General features: G+C 72.5%; 15 protein-coding genes. 4 read left to right on the forward strand and 11 right to left on the reverse strand.

Annotated features, from left to right (window positions below):
• Positions 1 to 3 precede the first annotated feature (3 nt).
• Positions 4 to 1,326, reverse strand: coding sequence for an MFS transporter (locus tag ACZ6SA_RS38535; protein WP_465833815.1), 1,323 nt, complete (start codon positions 1,324 to 1,326; stop codon positions 4 to 6).
• 136 nt (positions 1,327 to 1,462) lie between these two features.
• On the opposite strand from ACZ6SA_RS38535, the gene ACZ6SA_RS38540 reads away from it, so the two are divergent.
• Positions 1,463 to 2,944, forward strand: coding sequence for a cobyric acid synthase (locus tag ACZ6SA_RS38540; RefSeq protein WP_347649083.1), 1,482 nt, complete (start codon positions 1,463 to 1,465; stop codon positions 2,942 to 2,944).
• Between the two features lie 31 nt (positions 2,945 to 2,975).
• Here ACZ6SA_RS38540 and ACZ6SA_RS38545 read toward each other — a convergent pair whose 3' ends face one another.
• The 5 genes from ACZ6SA_RS38545 to ACZ6SA_RS38565 all read right to left on the reverse strand — a co-directional run bounded on the left by ACZ6SA_RS38545 (position 2,976) and on the right by ACZ6SA_RS38565 (position 8,279).
• Entirely contained in the window at positions 2,976 to 3,860 is an 885-nt protein-coding gene (locus ACZ6SA_RS38545; RefSeq protein ID WP_347649082.1) for an SDR family NAD(P)-dependent oxidoreductase, read from the reverse strand.
• A 192-nt stretch (positions 3,861 to 4,052) separates the two neighbouring features.
• A complete protein-coding gene (locus tag ACZ6SA_RS38550; protein ID WP_465833817.1) occupies positions 4,053 to 4,670 on the reverse strand; it encodes a LysE family translocator in 618 nt (205 codons plus the stop codon).
• Positions 4,671 to 4,675: 5 nt separating this feature from the next.
• Positions 4,676 to 5,623: a quinone oxidoreductase family protein gene (locus ACZ6SA_RS38555; RefSeq protein WP_347649079.1), complete on the reverse strand. Its 948-nt coding sequence runs from the start codon at positions 5,621 to 5,623 to the stop codon at positions 4,676 to 4,678.
• A 134-nt stretch (positions 5,624 to 5,757) separates the two neighbouring features.
• Positions 5,758 to 6,657: a Vgb family protein gene (locus ACZ6SA_RS38560; RefSeq protein WP_443156104.1), complete on the reverse strand. Its 900-nt coding sequence runs from the start codon at positions 6,655 to 6,657 to the stop codon at positions 5,758 to 5,760.
• Entirely contained in the window at positions 6,651 to 8,279 is a 1,629-nt protein-coding gene (locus ACZ6SA_RS38565) for an ABC-F family ATP-binding cassette domain-containing protein (protein ID WP_465833908.1), read from the reverse strand. Before ACZ6SA_RS38565 ends, ACZ6SA_RS38560 begins: the two co-directional genes overlap by 7 nt.
• Before the next feature lie 110 nt (positions 8,280 to 8,389).
• On the opposite strand from ACZ6SA_RS38565, the gene ACZ6SA_RS38570 reads away from it, so the two are divergent.
• Entirely contained in the window at positions 8,390 to 8,938 is a 549-nt protein-coding gene (locus ACZ6SA_RS38570) for a TetR/AcrR family transcriptional regulator (RefSeq protein ID WP_347649076.1), read from the forward strand.
• Positions 8,939 to 8,968: 30 nt separating this feature from the next.
• Here ACZ6SA_RS38570 and ACZ6SA_RS38575 read toward each other — a convergent pair whose 3' ends face one another.
• Both ACZ6SA_RS38575 and ACZ6SA_RS38580 read right to left on the reverse strand, forming a co-directional pair.
• Positions 8,969 to 10,597 carry a serine/threonine-protein kinase gene (locus ACZ6SA_RS38575; protein WP_465833820.1) on the reverse strand — a complete coding sequence of 543 codons (1,629 nt, stop codon included), beginning with the start codon at positions 10,595 to 10,597 and terminating at the stop codon, positions 8,969 to 8,971.
• 6 nt (positions 10,598 to 10,603) lie between these two features.
• Positions 10,604 to 11,518 (reverse strand): hypothetical protein, encoded by a 915-nt coding sequence (locus ACZ6SA_RS38580; RefSeq protein WP_465833822.1) that lies wholly within the window; start codon positions 11,516 to 11,518, stop codon positions 10,604 to 10,606.
• Between the two features lie 202 nt (positions 11,519 to 11,720).
• On the opposite strand from ACZ6SA_RS38580, the gene ACZ6SA_RS38585 reads away from it, so the two are divergent.
• Entirely contained in the window at positions 11,721 to 11,987 is a 267-nt protein-coding gene (locus ACZ6SA_RS38585; protein ID WP_132506970.1) for a DUF6504 family protein, read from the forward strand.
• Positions 11,987 to 15,625, forward strand: coding sequence for a DNA polymerase III subunit alpha (locus ACZ6SA_RS38590; protein WP_465833825.1), 3,639 nt, complete (start codon positions 11,987 to 11,989; stop codon positions 15,623 to 15,625). The genes ACZ6SA_RS38585 and ACZ6SA_RS38590 overlap by 1 nt, the downstream gene beginning before the upstream one ends.
• Here ACZ6SA_RS38590 and ACZ6SA_RS38595 read toward each other — a convergent pair.
• From ACZ6SA_RS38595 to ACZ6SA_RS38605, 3 genes are read right to left on the reverse strand one after another with little or no spacing between them, the layout of a single operon-like run.
• Positions 15,622 to 15,963 (reverse strand): hypothetical protein, encoded by a 342-nt coding sequence (locus tag ACZ6SA_RS38595; protein WP_465833910.1) that lies wholly within the window; start codon positions 15,961 to 15,963, stop codon positions 15,622 to 15,624. The two genes, ACZ6SA_RS38590 and ACZ6SA_RS38595, sit on opposite strands and share 4 nt — an antisense overlap.
• 55 nt (positions 15,964 to 16,018) lie before the next feature.
• The gene (locus ACZ6SA_RS38600) at positions 16,019 to 16,741 is read right to left on the reverse strand and encodes a DUF4328 domain-containing protein (protein ID WP_465833827.1); all 723 of its coding nucleotides are present in this window, start codon (positions 16,739 to 16,741) and stop codon (positions 16,019 to 16,021) included.
• A gap of 46 nt (positions 16,742 to 16,787) precedes the next feature.
• On the reverse strand, positions 16,788 to 17,435 hold the full coding sequence (locus ACZ6SA_RS38605) for a response regulator transcription factor (protein WP_347649071.1): 648 nt from the start codon (positions 17,433 to 17,435) through the stop codon (positions 16,788 to 16,790).
• Positions 17,436 to 17,471 lie beyond the last annotated feature (36 nt).

Raw genomic sequence — 17,471 nt, forward strand, 5'->3', positions numbered from 1 at the left:
AGCCTAGGGCCGGCGGGCGGCGTCCTCCAGGACCCGGCGCGCGTCGCGCTCGAACGACGCCCGTGCCCCGAGCGTGAGCAGGCCGCCCACGACCATCGGGATCACCAGCAGGTACATGCCGGACACCAGCGAGCCGAGCCGGTCCGAGGCGATGCCGACGATGAGCGAGCCGAAGGCGCCGCCCGCCGTGATGAGCAGCTGCAGCACCGCGAAGCCGAGGCCCCGCGCGGCGGCCGGCACCACGTCGGCCACGCACGCCATCATGTTGGGGATCGCAATCGACATCAGGGAGCAGGCCAGCAGCACGAGCGCCGTCAGCGCGCCGATCGAGTCCATCGACAGCGCGAGCGCCAGCACCAGTGAGCCCGCGGTGATGCCGCCGCCGCCCGCGAGCAGCCGGCCGCCCTTGCGGCTGCCGTGCCACTTGCGGCCCAGCCACGAGCCCACCAGGGTGCCCGTCAGCGTGCCCGCGACCGTGATCAGGCCGCTCAGCGAGCCGGCGGTGCCCACGCCGACGTCGAAGCCGCGCACCATGAGCGTGGGCAGCCAGTAGAAGATGCCGGCCAGGCCGAGGGTGAGGAAGGACAGCCCGATGCAGACGAAGATCAGCGTGGGGATGGCCAGCACCTGCCTGAACTGCCGCCGGAACGGCGGCTTCGGCTCCGCCGCGGGTGCGGCGGGGGCGGGCTCGCCCTGGGCCACCAGCCGGTCCAGCTCGCCGCGGCGCGGCTCGCGCAGGAACCAGACCAGCAGTGCCGTGAGGACGCCGGGGACGACCATGACGAGGAACGCCGTGCGCCACGAGAACATCTCGGCCAGCACGCCGCCGAGCAGCGTGCCGACGCCGCCGAGGTAGGTGGTGACGCGGGTCAGCCCGTACGCCTTGGCGCGGCTGACCGGCGGGTAGTAGTCGGCGAGCAGGCTGCCGGCGGCCGGGTTGTCGATGTTCTCGGCCGCGGCCAGGAGCACCCGCATCAGGTAGAAGATGACGAAGCCGGTGGCCAGGCCGGAGCCGAGCGTGGCGATGGCCCAGACGAAGACGACCACCGCGATGATCCGCGTACGGCTGAACCGGTCGGCCAGGTAGCCGGCGGGCAGCGACACGATCGCGGCGGCCAGGGCGGCGGCCGTCGGGATGGAGCCGGCGGCGGTGTCGCTGAAGCCCCATTCGCGCTGGACGAGGGGGAGCACGCCCGACAGGAGGTTGTGCTCGATGCGGTCGACGAGTCCGACGATGAACAGAACGATCAGCGGTGCCCAGCCGAATGGCGCGCGGGCCTGCGCGTCGATGGCGCCGGAGCGTGGCGAGCCCAACGTACCGACCATGCCCACCCTTTCCCTAGGGAACTCTAGAATTGCGTTCTAGGGTGATGTTCTAGCCAGAGTGGCAGAAGTCACAGCATTCGTAAATGGGGGGTTTCGCGGAAATTTCGTGATCGGTCGGCTCCGGTACGGTGCTCGCATGGTCAAGGGAGCGTTGCTGGTCGCGGGCACCACGTCCGACGCGGGCAAGAGCGTCGTCACCGCCGGCATCTGCCGCTGGCTCGCCCGCCGGGGCGTCCGGGTCGCGCCGTTCAAGGCCCAGAACATGTCGCTCAACTCGTACGTCACCGCCGAGGGCGCCGAGATCGGCCGGGCACAGGCCATGCAGGCGCAGGCCGCCGGCGTCGAGCCCGTCGCGGACATGAACCCCGTCCTGCTCAAGCCGGGCAGCGACCGCCGCAGCCAGGTCGTGCTCATGGGCAGCCCGGTCGCGGACGTCGACGCGATGGAGTACGGCGCGCTCAAGGACCTGCTCCGCACCACGGCGCTGGAGGCGCTGGGCAGGCTCAGGAAGCAGTACGACGTGGTGGTGTGCGAGGGCGCGGGCAGCCCCGCCGAGATCAACCTGCGCCGCGGCGACATCGCCAACATGGGCCTGGCCAGGGCCGCGAACCTGCCCGTGATCGTGGTCGGCGACATCGACAGGGGAGGGGTGTTCGCCGCGTTCTACGGCACGGTGGGGCTCCTGGACGCTGCCGATCAATCCCACATCGCAGGATTTGTCGTGAACAAGTTCCGCGGCGCCCCCGAACTGCTGCAGCCCGGTCTCGACATGCTCGGACGGCTGACCGGACGCCCGGTCTACGGCGTGCTGCCGTGGCTCGACGGGCTCTGGCTCGACGTGGAGGACTCGCTGGCCCTCGACGGCCGCAGGGTCGCCGCCGGCCCGCCACACGGCCGGCAAACCCTGCGGGTGGCGGTCGTACGGCTGCCCAGGATCTCGAACTTCACCGACCTGGACGCCCTGGCCGCCGAGCCGGGGGTGGTGGTGCGTTTCGTGACCGACCCGGTCGAGCTGGACGACGCCGACCTGGTGGTGCTGCCCGGATCCAGGGCCACCGTCGACGACCTGGCGTGGCTGCGCGCGACCGGCCTGGCGGCGGCGATCAGCGAGAGGGAGGGGCCCGTGCTGGGCATCTGCGGCGGGTTCCAGATGCTCGGGCGGGAGATCGTCGACACGGTCGAATCAGGCGCGGGCCGGGTCGAAGGGCTGGGGCGGCTGCCGGTGCGGGTCGAGTTCGCGCAGGACAAGCGGCTCGGCCGGCCGGAGGGCGTCGCGTACGGGCAGCCCGTACGCGCGTACGAGATCCATCACGGCCGGGCGACCGTGGAGGGAGGCGAGCCGTTCCTCGACGGGTGCCGGGCCGGTCACGTCTGGGGCACCACCTGGCACGGCGCCCTGGAGAACGACGGGTTCCGCCGCGCCTTCCTGGCCGACGTGGCCGATCGCGCCGGGCGGGCCTTCGTGCCGGCTCCGGGCACCGACTTCGCCCGGCTGAGGGAAGAACGGCTCGACGCGCTGGCCGACCTCGTCGAGCGGCACCTCGACACCGCCGCCCTGCTCCGGCTCATCGAGCACGGCCCTCCGGAGGTGCCCGTCCTGCCCCCGGGCGCCCCCTGAGCCACCCGCGAGGGCTCTCGCCGGGGGGCGCTCACGGTTCATGGACCGCGCCGCGGACGTGGTCCAGGTCTCCCTCGACCGGGGAGGTCGCGGGCATGGCCGCCAGGATGGCCTGGGTCCGGGCGGTGATGAGGTCGATCCCCGCGCGGTCGGTGAGCACGTACAGGTCATTCGCCCGGATGGCCCCGATCACGAGCTCGCCGACGGTGTCGGCGGGGACGCCGAACCGCGCCACGGCGGCGTCGATCCTGGGCATGAGCTGGTCGATCCTGTCCTGGGCCCGCCTGAGTTCGGGGCCGCCATGCTGGGTGGCGACCAGGGAGCGGGAGGACCGGGCGATGTTCGAGGCGACACCGCCGGGACACAGGACCGTGACGCCGACGGGATGCCCCGCCGTCTCGAGCTGGTGACGCAGCGACTCGGACAGGCCCACGACGGCGAACTTCGACGAGGTGTACATCGGGCCGACTCCCGCGCCGATCAACCCGGCGGCGGAGGCGGTGTTCACGATGTGCGCGGGCCCGCCGCGGCGGAGCATGCGGGGCAGAAAGGTCTGGACACCGTTGACGACCCCGCCGAGGTTGATGTCCAGGGCGAGGTCCCACAACTCGTAGGTCATGTCCGCGGGCCGCTCCGGGAACGCCAGCCCGGCGTTGTTGCACAGCACCGTGACCGGGCCGAGCCGCGCTTCGGCCTCGTCCGCCGCGCGAGCGTAGGCCTCGCGGTCGCGTACGTCGAGAGGGAAGGCGGCCACCTCGGTCAGCTCGGCCAGCTCGGCGGCGGCCTCGCCGAGCGCGGCGTCGTCGATGTCGGCTATGGCGAGCCTGCCGCCCTGGCGGGCGAGGGCACGGGCGATGCCGAGGCCGATGCCTTGCGCTGCTCCGGTGATGAACGACGTGGTGTTCGGGAAGTCCATGCCCGCACCCTAACACCAGAGTAGAGAGTCTATACTTTTATAGACCCTATAATGCGATGTCCGGCGAACGAGACGCTCGACCGGTGGGTCGCAGCCGAGCGTCGTTCGCGGTCCGGGGTGCGGTCCGCCGGGCATGGGCAGGGCGTGCCGGCTACCTGCGTACCTCCCGCACCTGGACGAAGGCCGCGCAGATCAGTCGGTGAACGCCAGGCGTACGCCGAAGCCGACGATGACGACGCCGGTCAGCCGGTCGAGGAACCGCCGCACGCCGGGCGAGCGCAGGAACCCGCTCATCATCGACGCGAACCAGATCAGCACGACGCTCCACAGCAGCCCCTCGACCACGTGCACCCCGGCCAGCAGCAATCCCATGACCGCGTGCGGCGCCTCCTCCGGGATGAACTGCGGCAACATGGCCACGTAGAAGACGCCGACCTTGGGATTGAGCAGGTTGGTCACCAGCCCGCGGCCGAACCCCTTCCTGAACCCGGCAGCCTGCTGCTCCGGCAGCGCATGCGCGCCCGCCCCGGTCAGGATCATGCGCAGGCCCATCCACACGAGGTAGGCCACACCCGCCCAGCGCAGCACCTGGTAGGCCGTCTCCGAGGCCGCCAGCAGCGCCGACAGGCCCGCCGCCGTGAGCACACCCCAGATCAGGGTGCCGAATTGGATGCCCAGCGTCACTCCCCAGGCCGGCCCCCGGCCCGCCAGCAACGACGTCCGGAGGATGAGGGCCGTGTCGAGGCCCGGGGTGAGCGTGAGCAGGGCGACCACGGCGGCGAAGGATAATACCGATCCAGCGATGTCCATGCCCGTCAGGGTAGGAGGAGGAGCTTTCCTGTCGTGCGGCGGGCCGCGAGGTCTTCGTGGGCCTGACGCGCCTCGGCCAGCGGGTAGCGGCGCGAGATGGTGATCGGGAGCTGCCCCGCCGAGATCCAGCCGAACAGGTCGGACGCGCGTTGCAGCAGCTCCTCGCGCCGCGCGATGTGGTGCACGAGCGTGGGCCTGGTGAGGAAGAGCGAGCCCTTCTGGTTGAGCGTCTGGGGATCGAGCGGCGGGACCGGGCCGCTGGCGGCGCCGTACAGGGCCATGAGGCCGCGCGGCCGCAGGACCTCCAGGCCGCCGTCGAAGGTCGTTCTGCCGACCCCGTCGTACACGACGTCGATCTTGCCGCGCAGGGCGTCGGTGAAGTCGTCGTAGCCCAGCACCTCGTCGGCGCCCGCCTGCCGGGCCAGCTTGGCCTTCTCGTCGGTGGAGACCGTCGTGTGGACCGTGGCGCCCTTGAGCTTGGCCAGCCGGATCAGCAGCTGGCCCATGCCGCCCGCCCCCGCGTGAACGAGCACCTGGTCGCCCTCGCCCACCTCGTGGGTGGAGTGGGTGAGGTAGTGGGCCGTCATCCCTTGGAGCATCGCCGCCGTCGCCACGTCGGCCGGCACGCCGTCGGGCACCGGCACCGCACGGGCCGCCGGCACCACCACCTTGCCGCTGTAACTTCCCATGACGTCAGCCCAGGCCACGGTGTCACCCACGGCGAGGTCGCGCACCCCTGGCCCCACGGCCGAGACCGTGCCGGCGCCCTCCAGACCGATGGACGTCGGAAGGTTGAGCGGGTAGGCGCCGGATCGATGGTAGATGTCGATGAAGTTGACCCCGGCTGCGGCGACGTCGACCACGACCTCGCCCTCACCCGGCACCGGGTCGGGACGCTCGGCGTACTCGAGAACCTCTGGGCCGCCCTGGGCGGAAACGACGATGCTCTGCATGCCCCTAGTCAACTCCCTCGCCGCCGCTCCGATCCAACCGGCCCCGTCCGGGAGGGGACGGGACCCGCCCGCTGACGGTGCCCGCACAGCAGGCACGGACGGGGGCGGACCGGCCAGGAACCGAACCGCGGGGGTCAGGCCGGCGGTGCCGGGGACATGCGGGCCAGGGCGCCCGCCTCCAGCGCCACCCAGATCGCCCCGTCGGGCCCGACCGTCAGCCCGTGCGGCTCGCCCTTGCGCACGCCGTCAGGCCCGTGGGCGAGATCCTCAGGAAGGCGGGGGAGCGGATGGTGATCGATGACGCCGTCGATCGTGATGCGGCCGAGGCGGCCGGCGGCCCATTCGGTGAACCACAGGGCGCCGTCGGGGCCGGTGATGATGGCGTGCGGGCGGGCCTCCCGGTCGGGAAGGGCGAACTCGCTGATGTCGCCGGCGGTGTCGATCCGGCCGATCTGGCCCGCGCCGATCTCCACGAACCACAGCGCCCCGTCGGGCCCCGGCGTGATGCCCACCGGCGCGCCGCCCTCCGTGGGGAGCGGGTGAACGGTCACCTTGCCGTCCATCGACACGCGGCCGATGGCGTTGCCCTGGTTGATCGTGAACCAGAGGGCGTCGTCGGGCCCCGCCGTGAGGAATGCGGGCATGCCGCCCTCCACCGGCACCTGGAACTCGCTCAGCGTCCCGTCGGCCGCGATGCGCCCGATCCTGCCGCTCTGCATCTGGGTGAACCACATGGCGCCGTCGGGGCCCGCGACGATGCCGTAGGGGGAGTCGGCCGCGTGCGCCGTCACCTGCCCGTCGGCGGTGATGCGGCAGACCCGCCCGCCCTTGCCCTCGGTGAACCACAGGTCCCCGCCGGGACCCGGCGTGATCACGGTCGGCAGGCCGTCGGCCGGGTCGAGCTGGTGGATCACCGGCTCCTGGCCGGGCACCAGCCTGCCGACGCGCCCTTCGTGGACGAGCGTGAACCACAGGGCTCCGTCCGCCCCTGTCGTGATGCCGTACGGTGCGCCGGCACTGATCCTGGTCAACATATGGTTCCCCCGATGAGTTCGATGTCGTCGCCTCGGAAGCGCCGGGCGAGGGCGCGGTCGTGTGACACCACGACGAGCGTGCCGTCGTAGGCGTCGAGTGCCTGCTCCAGCTCCTCGGCCAGCACCGGCGACAGGTGGTTGGTCGGCTCGTCGAGCAGCAGCAGGTCGTGCTCCCGCCCCAGCAGCCTGGCCAGCGCGAGCCTGCGCTGCTGCCCGACCGACAGGGCGCCCGCCTTCTGGTCGAGGGTGTGCGGCCGGAAGAGGCCGGTGGCCAGCAGGGCGGCCCTGCGCTCGTCGGCGTAGCCGATGCCGTAGGCGTCGAGCACGGTCTGGCCCGGGTCGAACGTGACCTCCTGCGGCAGGAATCCGACCCCGCTCCCCGCGTGCTCGGCGATGGTCTGCAGCAGCGTGGACTTGCCCGCGCCGTTGGGGCCCCGGACCAGCAGGCGGTCACCGGCCCTGATCGTCAGCGAGTCGACTCGCAGCCGCTCGCCGACGCGTACGTCGCGCAGCTCCACGACCACGCGGGCCGCCGCGGCCACGGCCGGGCCGGAGGAGACGGGTGCCGCCGGCGCGGTGTCGTGCTCGCCCGCCGCGGCGCCGGAGGGCATGCGTGCCGTCGGCGCGCCGCCGAAGGTGCCGCGGAAGCGCAGCGGCTCCGGCGGGCGTGGGACCGGGTCGGCCTCCAGCCGGCGCAGCCGCTCGTGGGCGTTGCGGACCCGGCTGGCGACCGAGCTCTGCACCCGCCCAGCGTCGCGGTCGTAGGCCACCTTGTTGTTGTCGCGCATCACCCGCCCGGCGGCCACCCGGTGCGCCGTGGTGGCCGCGCGCTCGCGCACCTGGCGCACCTCCTCGCACCACGCCGCGTAGGACTGCTCCCAGCGCGCCCTGGCCGCCGCCTTGGCGGCGAGGAAACCGGTGTAGCCGCCGCCGAACCGGGTGATGGCGCCCCGCTCGACCTCGAGCACCGCCGTCGCCACCCGGTCGAGGAAGATCCGGTCGTGGGACACGGCGACCACCGCGCCCCTGTGCTCGCGCAGGCGGTCCTCGAGCCAGGCGAGCGCCGGCGCGTCGAGGTGGTTGGTCGGCTCGTCGAGCAGCAGCACGCGGGGCGAGGCGGCCAGCACGCAGGCCAGGCCGAGCCGCGCCTGCTCGCCGCCCGACAGGCTCGACAACACCCGGTCGCGGCCCACGCGGGCCAGGCCCAGCCCGTGGAACGCCTTGTCCACCCGCGCGTCCGCCTGGTAGCCGCCGCGCAGTTCGTACGCCGTGAGCAGCTCGCCGTACTCGCCCATGACTTCGTCAGTGAGTGACGACTCCAGCTCGCGCATCCGGCGCTCCATGGCGCGCAGGCCGGCCAGCGCGGCGTCGATCGCCTGCTGCACCGTGCGGGACGGCGGCAGGCCGAGCGTCTGGCCGAGGTAGCCGGCGTCGTCGGGCACGGTGACCTCGCCGTCGTCGGGCGCCTCGACCCCGGCCAGCAGCCGGAGGAGCGTGGACTTGCCCGAGCCGTTGTCGCCGACGACGCCCACCCGCTCGCCGGGGCCCACGGACATGGACGCGTCGACGAGCACGGCGCGATCGCCGTAGGCCTTGGAAACTCTGCGGAGGCTGATCAGGATGGAACTCCAATCGCAACTGATGTAGCCTTAGTGTGGCATGCGGGGGACAGTTAATGCAACTGGAGTAGATTTTGCAGTCGAACAAGCGTCCAGGAGGGCGGAGCGCGCGCGTGCGTGACGCCGTACGCAGGGCGACGCTCGCCGAGCTGGGCGAGCGCGGCTACGCGGGCCTGACGGTGGAGAACATCGCCGAGCGGTCAGGGGTGCACAAGACGACGGTCTACCGGAGATGGGGCAACGTCGAAGGGCTGATCTCCGACGCTCTCGAGCTGGCCACGGACGAGCCGTGGCCCGTTCCCGACACCGGTTCGATCGAAGGCGATCTGCGGGGCATCGTGCAGTTGGTGCGCACCGGGTTCGACGATCCGGAGCTGGGGCCGGTCTCGTCGGCGTTCGTGGCGGCCGCCATGCAGAATCCCGGCGCGGCGCGGGCACTGCACGAGTTCTTCGAGGCGCGGCACGAGCAGTCGGCCGAGGTGGTCAGGCGGGCGATCACGCGGGGGGAGCTGCCCGACGTCATCGACGTGCGCGAGGTGATCAGGGTCGCGGTCGCCCCCGTCTACTACCGGCTGTTCGTCGCGCACGAGCCGGTGACCGAGCAGGACGCCGACCGCGCCGCCGACGCCGCGCTCGCCGCCGCCCGCGCCGGCGTCCTCTGAGCGGGGCCACGGCCCGCTGAACGGGCGCGCTCAGGGCTCCTTCTGGGCGCGCAGCTCGAAGTCGTCGAACGTCGTCTTCAGCAGCGACGTGCCGTCCTTCGCCGTACGCGCGAACAACCCCACATTGCCGTTGCCGATCCCGTTGGGGTCGTCCACCTGGTGCACCCGCTGGTCGTTCACCCACATCGTCAGCCGCACCGCCGTCCCCCGCTGCTCGCACGACGCAACGATGCGGGCGGGCTTGCCGGGCAGCCCGTCGACCTGCACCGGCTGGGCCAGCGTGCCGCCGGCGCCGTCGAAGATGCGCCGGATCCTGGCCTGCCCCTTCGTGTCGAGCCCGAACTCGTAGTAGGTGCTGTCCTCGGGGTTGTGGCAGTAGACGCCGTACTCGCCGGCGCTCGCGGACTTCTTGACCTCGGAGGTGACGGCGACCACGACGGACGACGGCAACATCGGCGTGGGCGTGGCCGAGGGGTCGGGCGTGGTCGTGGGCTCGGCGACGAGGAAGGGGATGGGCGCCTCCGCCCAGCGCTCCTCGTTGTACTTCTCCACGTCCAGCCCGTAGGTGCCGTCCGTACGATATCCGTAGCTGGAGCTCTGGTCCGGGTCGTAGGTGCCGTTCCAGCCGCCGCTGGTCTGCGTGAAGTCCTCGCGGTAGAGGACGCGCAGGTCGTCGGGCGGCCCATCGGGGCCGAGCAGCGCCCACGCGGTCACCCCGCCGGCCACGACCAGCGCCGTGGCCGCCGCGATCCCCGCGATCAGCTTGCCGCGCCCCTTCGCCGCGCCCGGCCGCACGCCGGTGTAGGCGGCGGTGGCGGCCTGCTGCCAGGTCACCTGTACGGTCTGCGCCGCCTGCTCCGGCGCGGCCGAGCGCCCGACGAGATGGTCGAGCAGCTGCTGCGCGGTCGGCCGGGCGGCCGGGTCCTTCCGCAGCGCGGCGCCGACCAGCTCGCGCAGGCCGGGTTCGACGGCGTCGAGGTTCGGCTCGGTGTTGAGGACCTGGTAGACGATCGACGGCAGCGTGTCGCCGCCGAAGGGCGCCCGCCCGCTGGCCGCGTACGCCACCAGGCACCCCCACGAGAACACGTCGCAGGCCGGCGACACCGGATCGCCGCGCAGCACCTCGGGGGCCATGTAGCGGGGTGTGCCGACCAGCTCGCCGGTGCCCGTGACGCCGCCGAGCGTGTCGAGCGCCCGCGCGATGCCGAAGTCGATCACCCGCGGGCCGACGGGGGACAGCAGCACGTTGGACGGTTTGAGGTCTCTGTGCACGACCCCGGCGCCGTGGATGGCGGTGAGCGCGGTGGCGACGCTGACGGCCAGCGCGTCGAGGCTGGACCCGCGCAGCGGCCCTGACCGGTGTACGGCCTCCTCGAGGTTGGGGCCGGGCACGTATTCGGTGACGACGTAGAGCTGGTCGCCGTCGAGAGCGGCCTCGATCACCGCGGCCGTGCAGAACCTGCGCACCCGCCGGGCGGCGTCGGCCTCCCGGCGGAACCGCATGCGGAACTGCTCGTGCTGGGTGAGCTCCGGGTTGATCACTTTGACGGCGACGCGCTGCCCGGCGGGATCCTCGGCCAGGTGGACCGTGCCCATCCCGCCTCGGCCCAGCACGTTCAGCAGCCGGTAGCGCCCGATCTGGGATGTTTCACCGCTCACGCCGCGCTAGCTTACCGATACCGGCCTGCTTGGCGTAGATCCGTAGAAATCCCGTGTGCGCCTCGCGTACGCCAGCGCCGCCACGGCCAGCCCGGCGCCCCACACGAGGTAGGCGGGCACGGCGACCCAGTAGAACGCCTCCGGCAGGCCGCCCGCGCCGAACGGGACGCGCCCGCTGAGCCGTTCGGCCACCATCTGCCCGAGCCCGACCCCGAAGTACGCGAGCAGACCGCCCGACACGGCGACGCCCGGCCACAACACCAGCCGGCGCGGCACGGAGCGGCCGGCGAGCCCGGGTACCCAGCGCGGCCACACCCGCCCCCACCGGTGCACGAGCGCCAGCGGCAACACGGTCCCGCCCAGCAGGAACCCGGTCTCGAACACCGCCGTCCCGCTTGCGAGGGGGGTGTTCCCGAAGCCGACCGTCGCCTGCGCCGCCACCCGCGTCAGGAAGCCGCCGACGGCGGCGTAGGCGCCCGCGTACGCCCAGAGCGGCGTGTGGTCCAGCCCTTTGAGCTCCACGGGCCGGTACGCCCGCGCGGCCCGCCACACCAGCAGCCCGCAGCCGACGCAGGCCGCCTTGCCTGCGGCGCCCAGCGGATGGACCGGGATCCCGGACCCGGGGACGACCGTGCCGACGACGTCGAGCAGCAGCAGAGCCCCCGACACCACGAACGCGCCGCCCACTGCCCACGCCACGGCGGCGAGCGCCGTCCTGGCCGGGGCGGCCGGACGGACGGTCATCATGGCCACGAGCGTCCCCGCCGCCGCGCCGCACAGGGCCACGGCTCCCCAGCCGGTGAAGACGACCAGGTCGGGACCGATCGGCGACAGGCGCTGCGGCATGTGCCCGAGCTGCCAGTAGACCCGGAGCCCTCCGTAGAGGAGCACGGACGCGAGGGCGGCGGAGAGCTTCCTCATGGCCGCCATCCTGCGACGGCCCCGCCGGCCAGCGCCTCCCCATGAGGGGCGTTCCCTTCCCCCGTACGGGGGAAGAAGGGCCGCCTCGGGGCAGGGGCGAACGACTTGCGTTTCTGGCGCTGAGAACATATGTTCGATAGGTAAGCGCCCGCCTTCCCCCGGGCGGCTCCACATACAGACCAGAGCCGCGGGGAGAAGCGTCTTGAGCAGACTCTATGGCGATCCGATAGAGGTGTGGACCAGGGACGGGGAGCCGACCCAGTTCGTCTGGCGCGACCGCCTCTATCTCGTGCGCCGGATCCTCGACCACTGGGTGGTCGCGCGCGAGTGGTGGAAGACCGGCGAGGGCGATCCGGGCGAGCGCCGGTTCTGGCGGGTCGAGGCGGGCCCCGGCCGAGAGGTGGGCTCCTACGAGCTGCGCTACGACACCGCCGGCAACGGCTGGCTGCTGCTGAGGGCGTGGGACTGATGGCGCCCCCGTTCCCGCACCTCAACGTGTGCTCGGCCTACTCCATGCGCTACGGCACCGCCTTCCCCCGCGCGCTGGCGAGCCGGGCGGCCGAGCACGGCATGGACATCCTGGCGCTGACCGACCGCGACGGGCTCTACGGCGCGATCAAACACGTCCAGGCGTGCGCCGAGGCCGGCATCGCGCCGGTGCTGGGCGTCAACCTCGCGCTCGACGTCCCGGCGCCCAGCCTGCTGCCGGGGCTGCCGCCACCCCGCCGCCCCAGGACCGGCCCAGGCGCGGAGGACCGCGTCACGGTGCTGGCCCGCGGTGGCGGCTGGTCCCGCCTGTGCCGCCTGGTCACGGCCGCCCACCACGCCGGCGACGGAGCTCGGCGGGGCGCGCCCAGGCTGACCCGCGAGCTGGCCGGCGAGTGGGCGGGCGGGCCGGGCGGCGAGCACGGGTTCGGCGCCGACGACGGGCTCGTGGTGCTCCTCGGCCCCAGGTCCGACGTGGGCCGCGCGGTGGCCGAACGCCGCGACGAGCAGGCCAGGACGCTGCTCGGCCTGTGGCGCGCCGCGGTGCCCGGCGTGGTGATCGAGCTGGTCGACCAGTACGGCTTCCGCGACGCCATCACGGCCGTGCGCATGCTCGGCCTGGCCGAGTCGACGGGCGTGCCGGCCGTGCTGACCAACGCCGCCCGCTACCTCGATCCGGCCGACCACCAGGTCGGCGACGTGCTCGACGCGGCCCGCCAGCTCGTCCCGCTGCACCCTCGCCACCTCGACCGCACCACCTCCCACGCCTACCTCAAGAGCGGCAAGGAGATGGCGCAGGTCGCGGCCAAGGTCTGCGGCGCCGACCAGGAGCGGGTGGCGAAGGTGTGGCTCACCACCAGGCGGCTGGCCGAGGCGTGCGCGATCGACCCGAACCGGCTGCTCGCGCTCCGGAACGACCCGCCCGACCTGCACCTGCCCGAGATCGGCCGCGACCCGGTGCCGCTGCTGCGCCACCGCGTCGAGGACGGCCTGCTCGCGCGCGGCCTCGACCGCTCCGCCGAGGCCAGGCGGCGCCTCCAGGACGAGCTGGCCATCATCGAGAAGAAGCGCCTGTCCGGATATTTCATCGCCGTGGCCGGCATCACCGACATGATCCGCGGCATGGGCATCCGCTGCGCCATCCGCGGCTCGGGAGCGGGCAGCCTGGTCAACCACCTCATCGGCATCGGCGAGGTCAACCCGCTCGACCACGGCCTGCTCATGGAGCGTTTCCTGTCGGAGGGCCGCATCGGGCTGCCCGACATCGACATCGACGTCGAGTCGGCCCGCCGCCTCGACTGCTACAAAGCCATCTTCGAGCGCTACGGCGAGGCGCGCGTGGCCTGCGTGTCCATGATGGAGACCTACCGGGCGCGCAGCGCCATCCGCGACGTCGCCGGCGCGATGGGCCTGCCGCCGCACGAGATCGACGCCATCGCCAAGGCGTTCCCGCACATCAGGGCCAAGCAGATCACCGCGTCGCTGAACGACCTGCCCGAGCTGCGCGAGAGCCGGCTCGGCGACGCGGGGCTGGAGCGGGTGTTCCGGCTGGCGGAGAAGCTCGACGGCCTGCCCAGGCACATCGCGCTGCACCCGTGCGGCGTGCTGGTCGGCAACGCGGGGTTGCGCGACAGGACGCCGGTGGAGCGCAGCCTGCTGGAGTTCCCCATGTCGCAGTTCGACAAGGAGGACGTCGAGGAGGCCGGGCTGCTCAAGCTCGACGTGCTGGGCGTGCGGATGCAGTCGGCGCTGGCGTACGCGCTGGGCGAGATCAAGCGGGTGGATGACGTCGTGGTCGAGCTGGACACCCAGCGGGGGGACGACCCGGAGGCCCAGTACGTCCCCCACGACGACCAGGACACCTACGACATGATCAGCGCCGGCCGCACCCTCGGCTGCTTCCAGATCGAGTCGCCCGGGCAGCGCGAGCTGGTCGCCAAGCTGGAGCCGCGCAGGATGCACGATCTGATCGTGGACATCTCGCTGTTCCGTCCCGGCCCGGTCAACTCCGACATGGTCACCCCCTACCTGGAGGCCAGGCACGGGTGGCGCAAGCCGTACTACCCGCACGAGAGGCTGCGGGGAGCGCTGAAGGAGACGCACGGCGTCGTGGTGTTCCACGAGCAGGTGCTCAGGATCATCTCGGTGATGACCGGGCGCGACCTGTCGTTCGCCGAGCTGCTGCGGCGCACCCTGGACACCCCGGAGGGGCGCGAACGGGTACGCAGGACGTTCGTGCCCATGGCCAGGGCCAACGGGTTCGGCGACGCGGCCGTCGAGCGGGCCTGGAAGGTGCTGGACGCGTTCGGGGCGTTCGGGTTCTGCAAGGCGCACGCGGCGGCGTTCGCGCTGCCCACCTACCAGTCGGCCTGGCTGAAGCGGCACCACGCGGCGGCGTTCTTCGCCGGCGTGCTCACGCACGAGCCCGGCATGTACCCACCGCGCGTCCTCATCGACGAGGCCAGGCAGTGCGGCGTCAAGATCCTGCCGCTCGACGTCAACCGGTCGGGAAAGGACTGGCTGGTCGAGCGGCTCGGGCCGCGCGTGCGGGTGCGCGTGCGCCCGTCCGAGCTGGGCGACGGCCCGGCCGGGCGGCGGGGCTTCCGCCAGGAGGAGATCGGCAAGGGGTACGCGTTGCGGGTGCCGTTCTCGGCGGTCAAGGGGGTGAGCGAGGCGGAGGTCGAGCGGATGGTCGCCGGCCAGCCGTACACCTCGCTGGCCGACTTCTGGGACCGCGCCCGGCCCTCCCGGCCCACGATCGAGCGGATCGTCCAGGTCGGCGGCCTGGACGCGCTCCACGACCTGCACCCCGGCGGGCCCCGCTGGCGTCCGGGCGAGCTGACCCGCCGCGACCTGATCGCCCAGGTCGGCGCGCTCGACCGGGTCTCGGCGATCGGCGTGCGGGCGGGCCCGCCCAGGTCCAGGCGCTACGCCGCCCCGCCCTCCCGGGAGGAACACCCGTCCGTGCAGCTCCCGCTCGGTTTCGGCGAGCACCTCCCGCCGGGCGAGCTGCCCGAGATGACGGAGACCGAGATGGTCGAGGCCGAGCTGGAGATCCTGGGCATCGACGTCAGCCGGCACGTCATCAGCTTCCACGACGAGCTGCTCGACGCGCTCGGAGTGGTACGTTCCAGAGAGCTTCTCGCCCAGCGCAACGGCGCGGAGGTGCTGGTCGCGGGGGTCAAGGTGGCGACCCAGACGCCTGCCGTGCGCTCGGGCCAGCGGGTCATCTTCGCCACGCTCGACGACTCGACGGGGCCGGTCGACCTGACGTTCTTCGAGTCGGTGCAGGGGCGGTGCGCGTCGATCGTGTTCGGCTCGTGGCTCATGCTGGCCAGGGGAGTGGTCAGGCGCACGGGCACGCGGGCGGTGTCGATGCGCGCGGTCGACTGCTGGAACCTGGTGGATCTCGACGCGCTCTGGCGCTCCCAGGGCATCGAGGCGGTCCGCGCCGTCATCACCCGCACCCCGGACGACCACGCTGGGGTCGGGGGCCGCGCCATCGAATATGCCAACGGGTTCAGGCTCTCGCCCTACTCCGACCTCGCCCCGGCCGTCACCGAACCGCCCAGGCGGCTCTGGCACGCCAGCCCGGGAAGCTCAGGCCCCACCGCCGCCTAGGCCGATGTCTCCTGAAGAACCCGGCAAAGCGGCCTGAGCCGGCTCACCGGGCTCGCCATGCCCGGGAACTTGTAGTCGACGGTCGCGATGTCCGGGATCTTCAGCCGCTCCGCCATCGCCAACACGATCCCGTCCACGTAGCCCAATGGTCCTGACACGAGCCGCTTGGACAGCTCTGTCGCGCGGGCACGGTCCACTGGAACAGGCGAAACGATCTCAAAATCCCCGCCATGGGAGTGGGACTCCACGGCTTCGAGGAACTGCACCTCCAACGTGGGGCCGTTGCGCACGTTGTTACGCAGAAAACCGCGTACCTCGCCGAGCACCGGCTCCGGAATGACGAGTCGGCCTTCGGCCCTGCCATTCGGCTAGCAATCGACTGCAACCCCGGGCCTAGCCCGTGCGTCCGATCGGGGTGGAGCCGGAGGCCGGGCGGGGCTGGGGAGCGAAGGCGCGTACGGTGCCGGGCTCCGCCGGCTGGGGAGCGCCGGAGCTCCGCTGGAGCCGGGTGAGCTCGCGTACGGTGGCCGCGCACAGCAGGGCGGCCAGCGCCGAGCAGGACAGCTCCAGCATCCCCACCCCCGTCAGGTCGAGCTCCGACGAGCCGAGCGGCAGCCGCACGGTGACCAGCGCCAGCATGGCCAGCCAGCTCAGCCACCAGCCCGTCAGCAGCGCCAGCCACCGGCCGCGGCGGCCGGCGGGCGGCCGGGCGCCGCGCCACACCTCGTCGACCAGCACCACGGGGGCGATCAGGTTGACGCCGGGGATCAGCCAGGCGGCCGCCACGGGGCCGGTGGCGGCCGAGCGGTCGTTGGCCTGCCTGGCCCGCACGAGCCAGGTGACGTAGGCCGCGGCGACCGCGATGGAGGTGCCCGCCACCAGCATCATCAGCACCGCGAACACCGTCACCGCCCCGACCACGGCCTCCGCGTCGGCACCGGTCGGCCGGCCGCCGAACGTGGCGAGCTGGACGGCGAGGTCACGGCCCCGCGCCTGCTCGAAGATCACGAGAGCGCCGAGGGAGAGGACCTGGGCGACCAAGGTCACGTGTACGGCGAGGGCGGCTCTCGCGGGCGATGCCTGGGTGTGGCGCACGTTGTTCTCCCCCCGGGCCATGCGCTGAGGTTCTGATTCACTTGTATCCCGCCAGCCCTTCGCTTAATCAGCTCACCACGCCGGATTCCCACGCCCACGCCGCGATTTCCACCCGGTTCCTGACGCCGAGTTTGGCGAAGATGCTGCCCAGATGCGTCTTGACCGTCGACAGCGACACGAACAGCTCAGCGGCCACCTCCTGATTGGTGCGTCCCCTGGCGATCAGGCGCACGACGTCCAGCTCGCGCCCGGTCAGCGGGTCGTTCACGGGGGCCGGGGCCCGCCGGGGCCGGGCCACGTGCTGGAGCAGCCGCACGGTCACCGAGGGCGACACCAGCGCGTCGCCCGCCGCCGCGGCCCTGACGGCTTCGATCAGCAGCGTGGGCCCGCTGTCCTTGAGCAGGAACCCCGTCGCGCCGGAGCGCAGCGCTCCGTAGACGTACTCGTCCAGGTCGAAGGTGGTGACGATGACGACCCGCAGCGGGCTCTCCACGCCCGGGCCGGCCAGGACGCGGGTCACCTCGAGGCCGTCGAGCTTGGGCATCCTGATGTCGAGCAGGCACACGTCGGGCCTGAGCCGGCGGGCCTCCGCGACGGCCTCGGCGCCGTCGGCCACCGCGGCCACGACCTCCATGTCCGGTTGTGCGTCCAGAATCATCTGAAAGCCGGTGCGTACCAGTTGCTGATCGTCGGCGATGAGAACCCGAATAGTCACGCACCAACTCTAGAGATCGGCCGTTCGGCCGATGCG

It is taken from the genome of Nonomuraea sp. NPDC049378, from assembly GCF_055586745.1.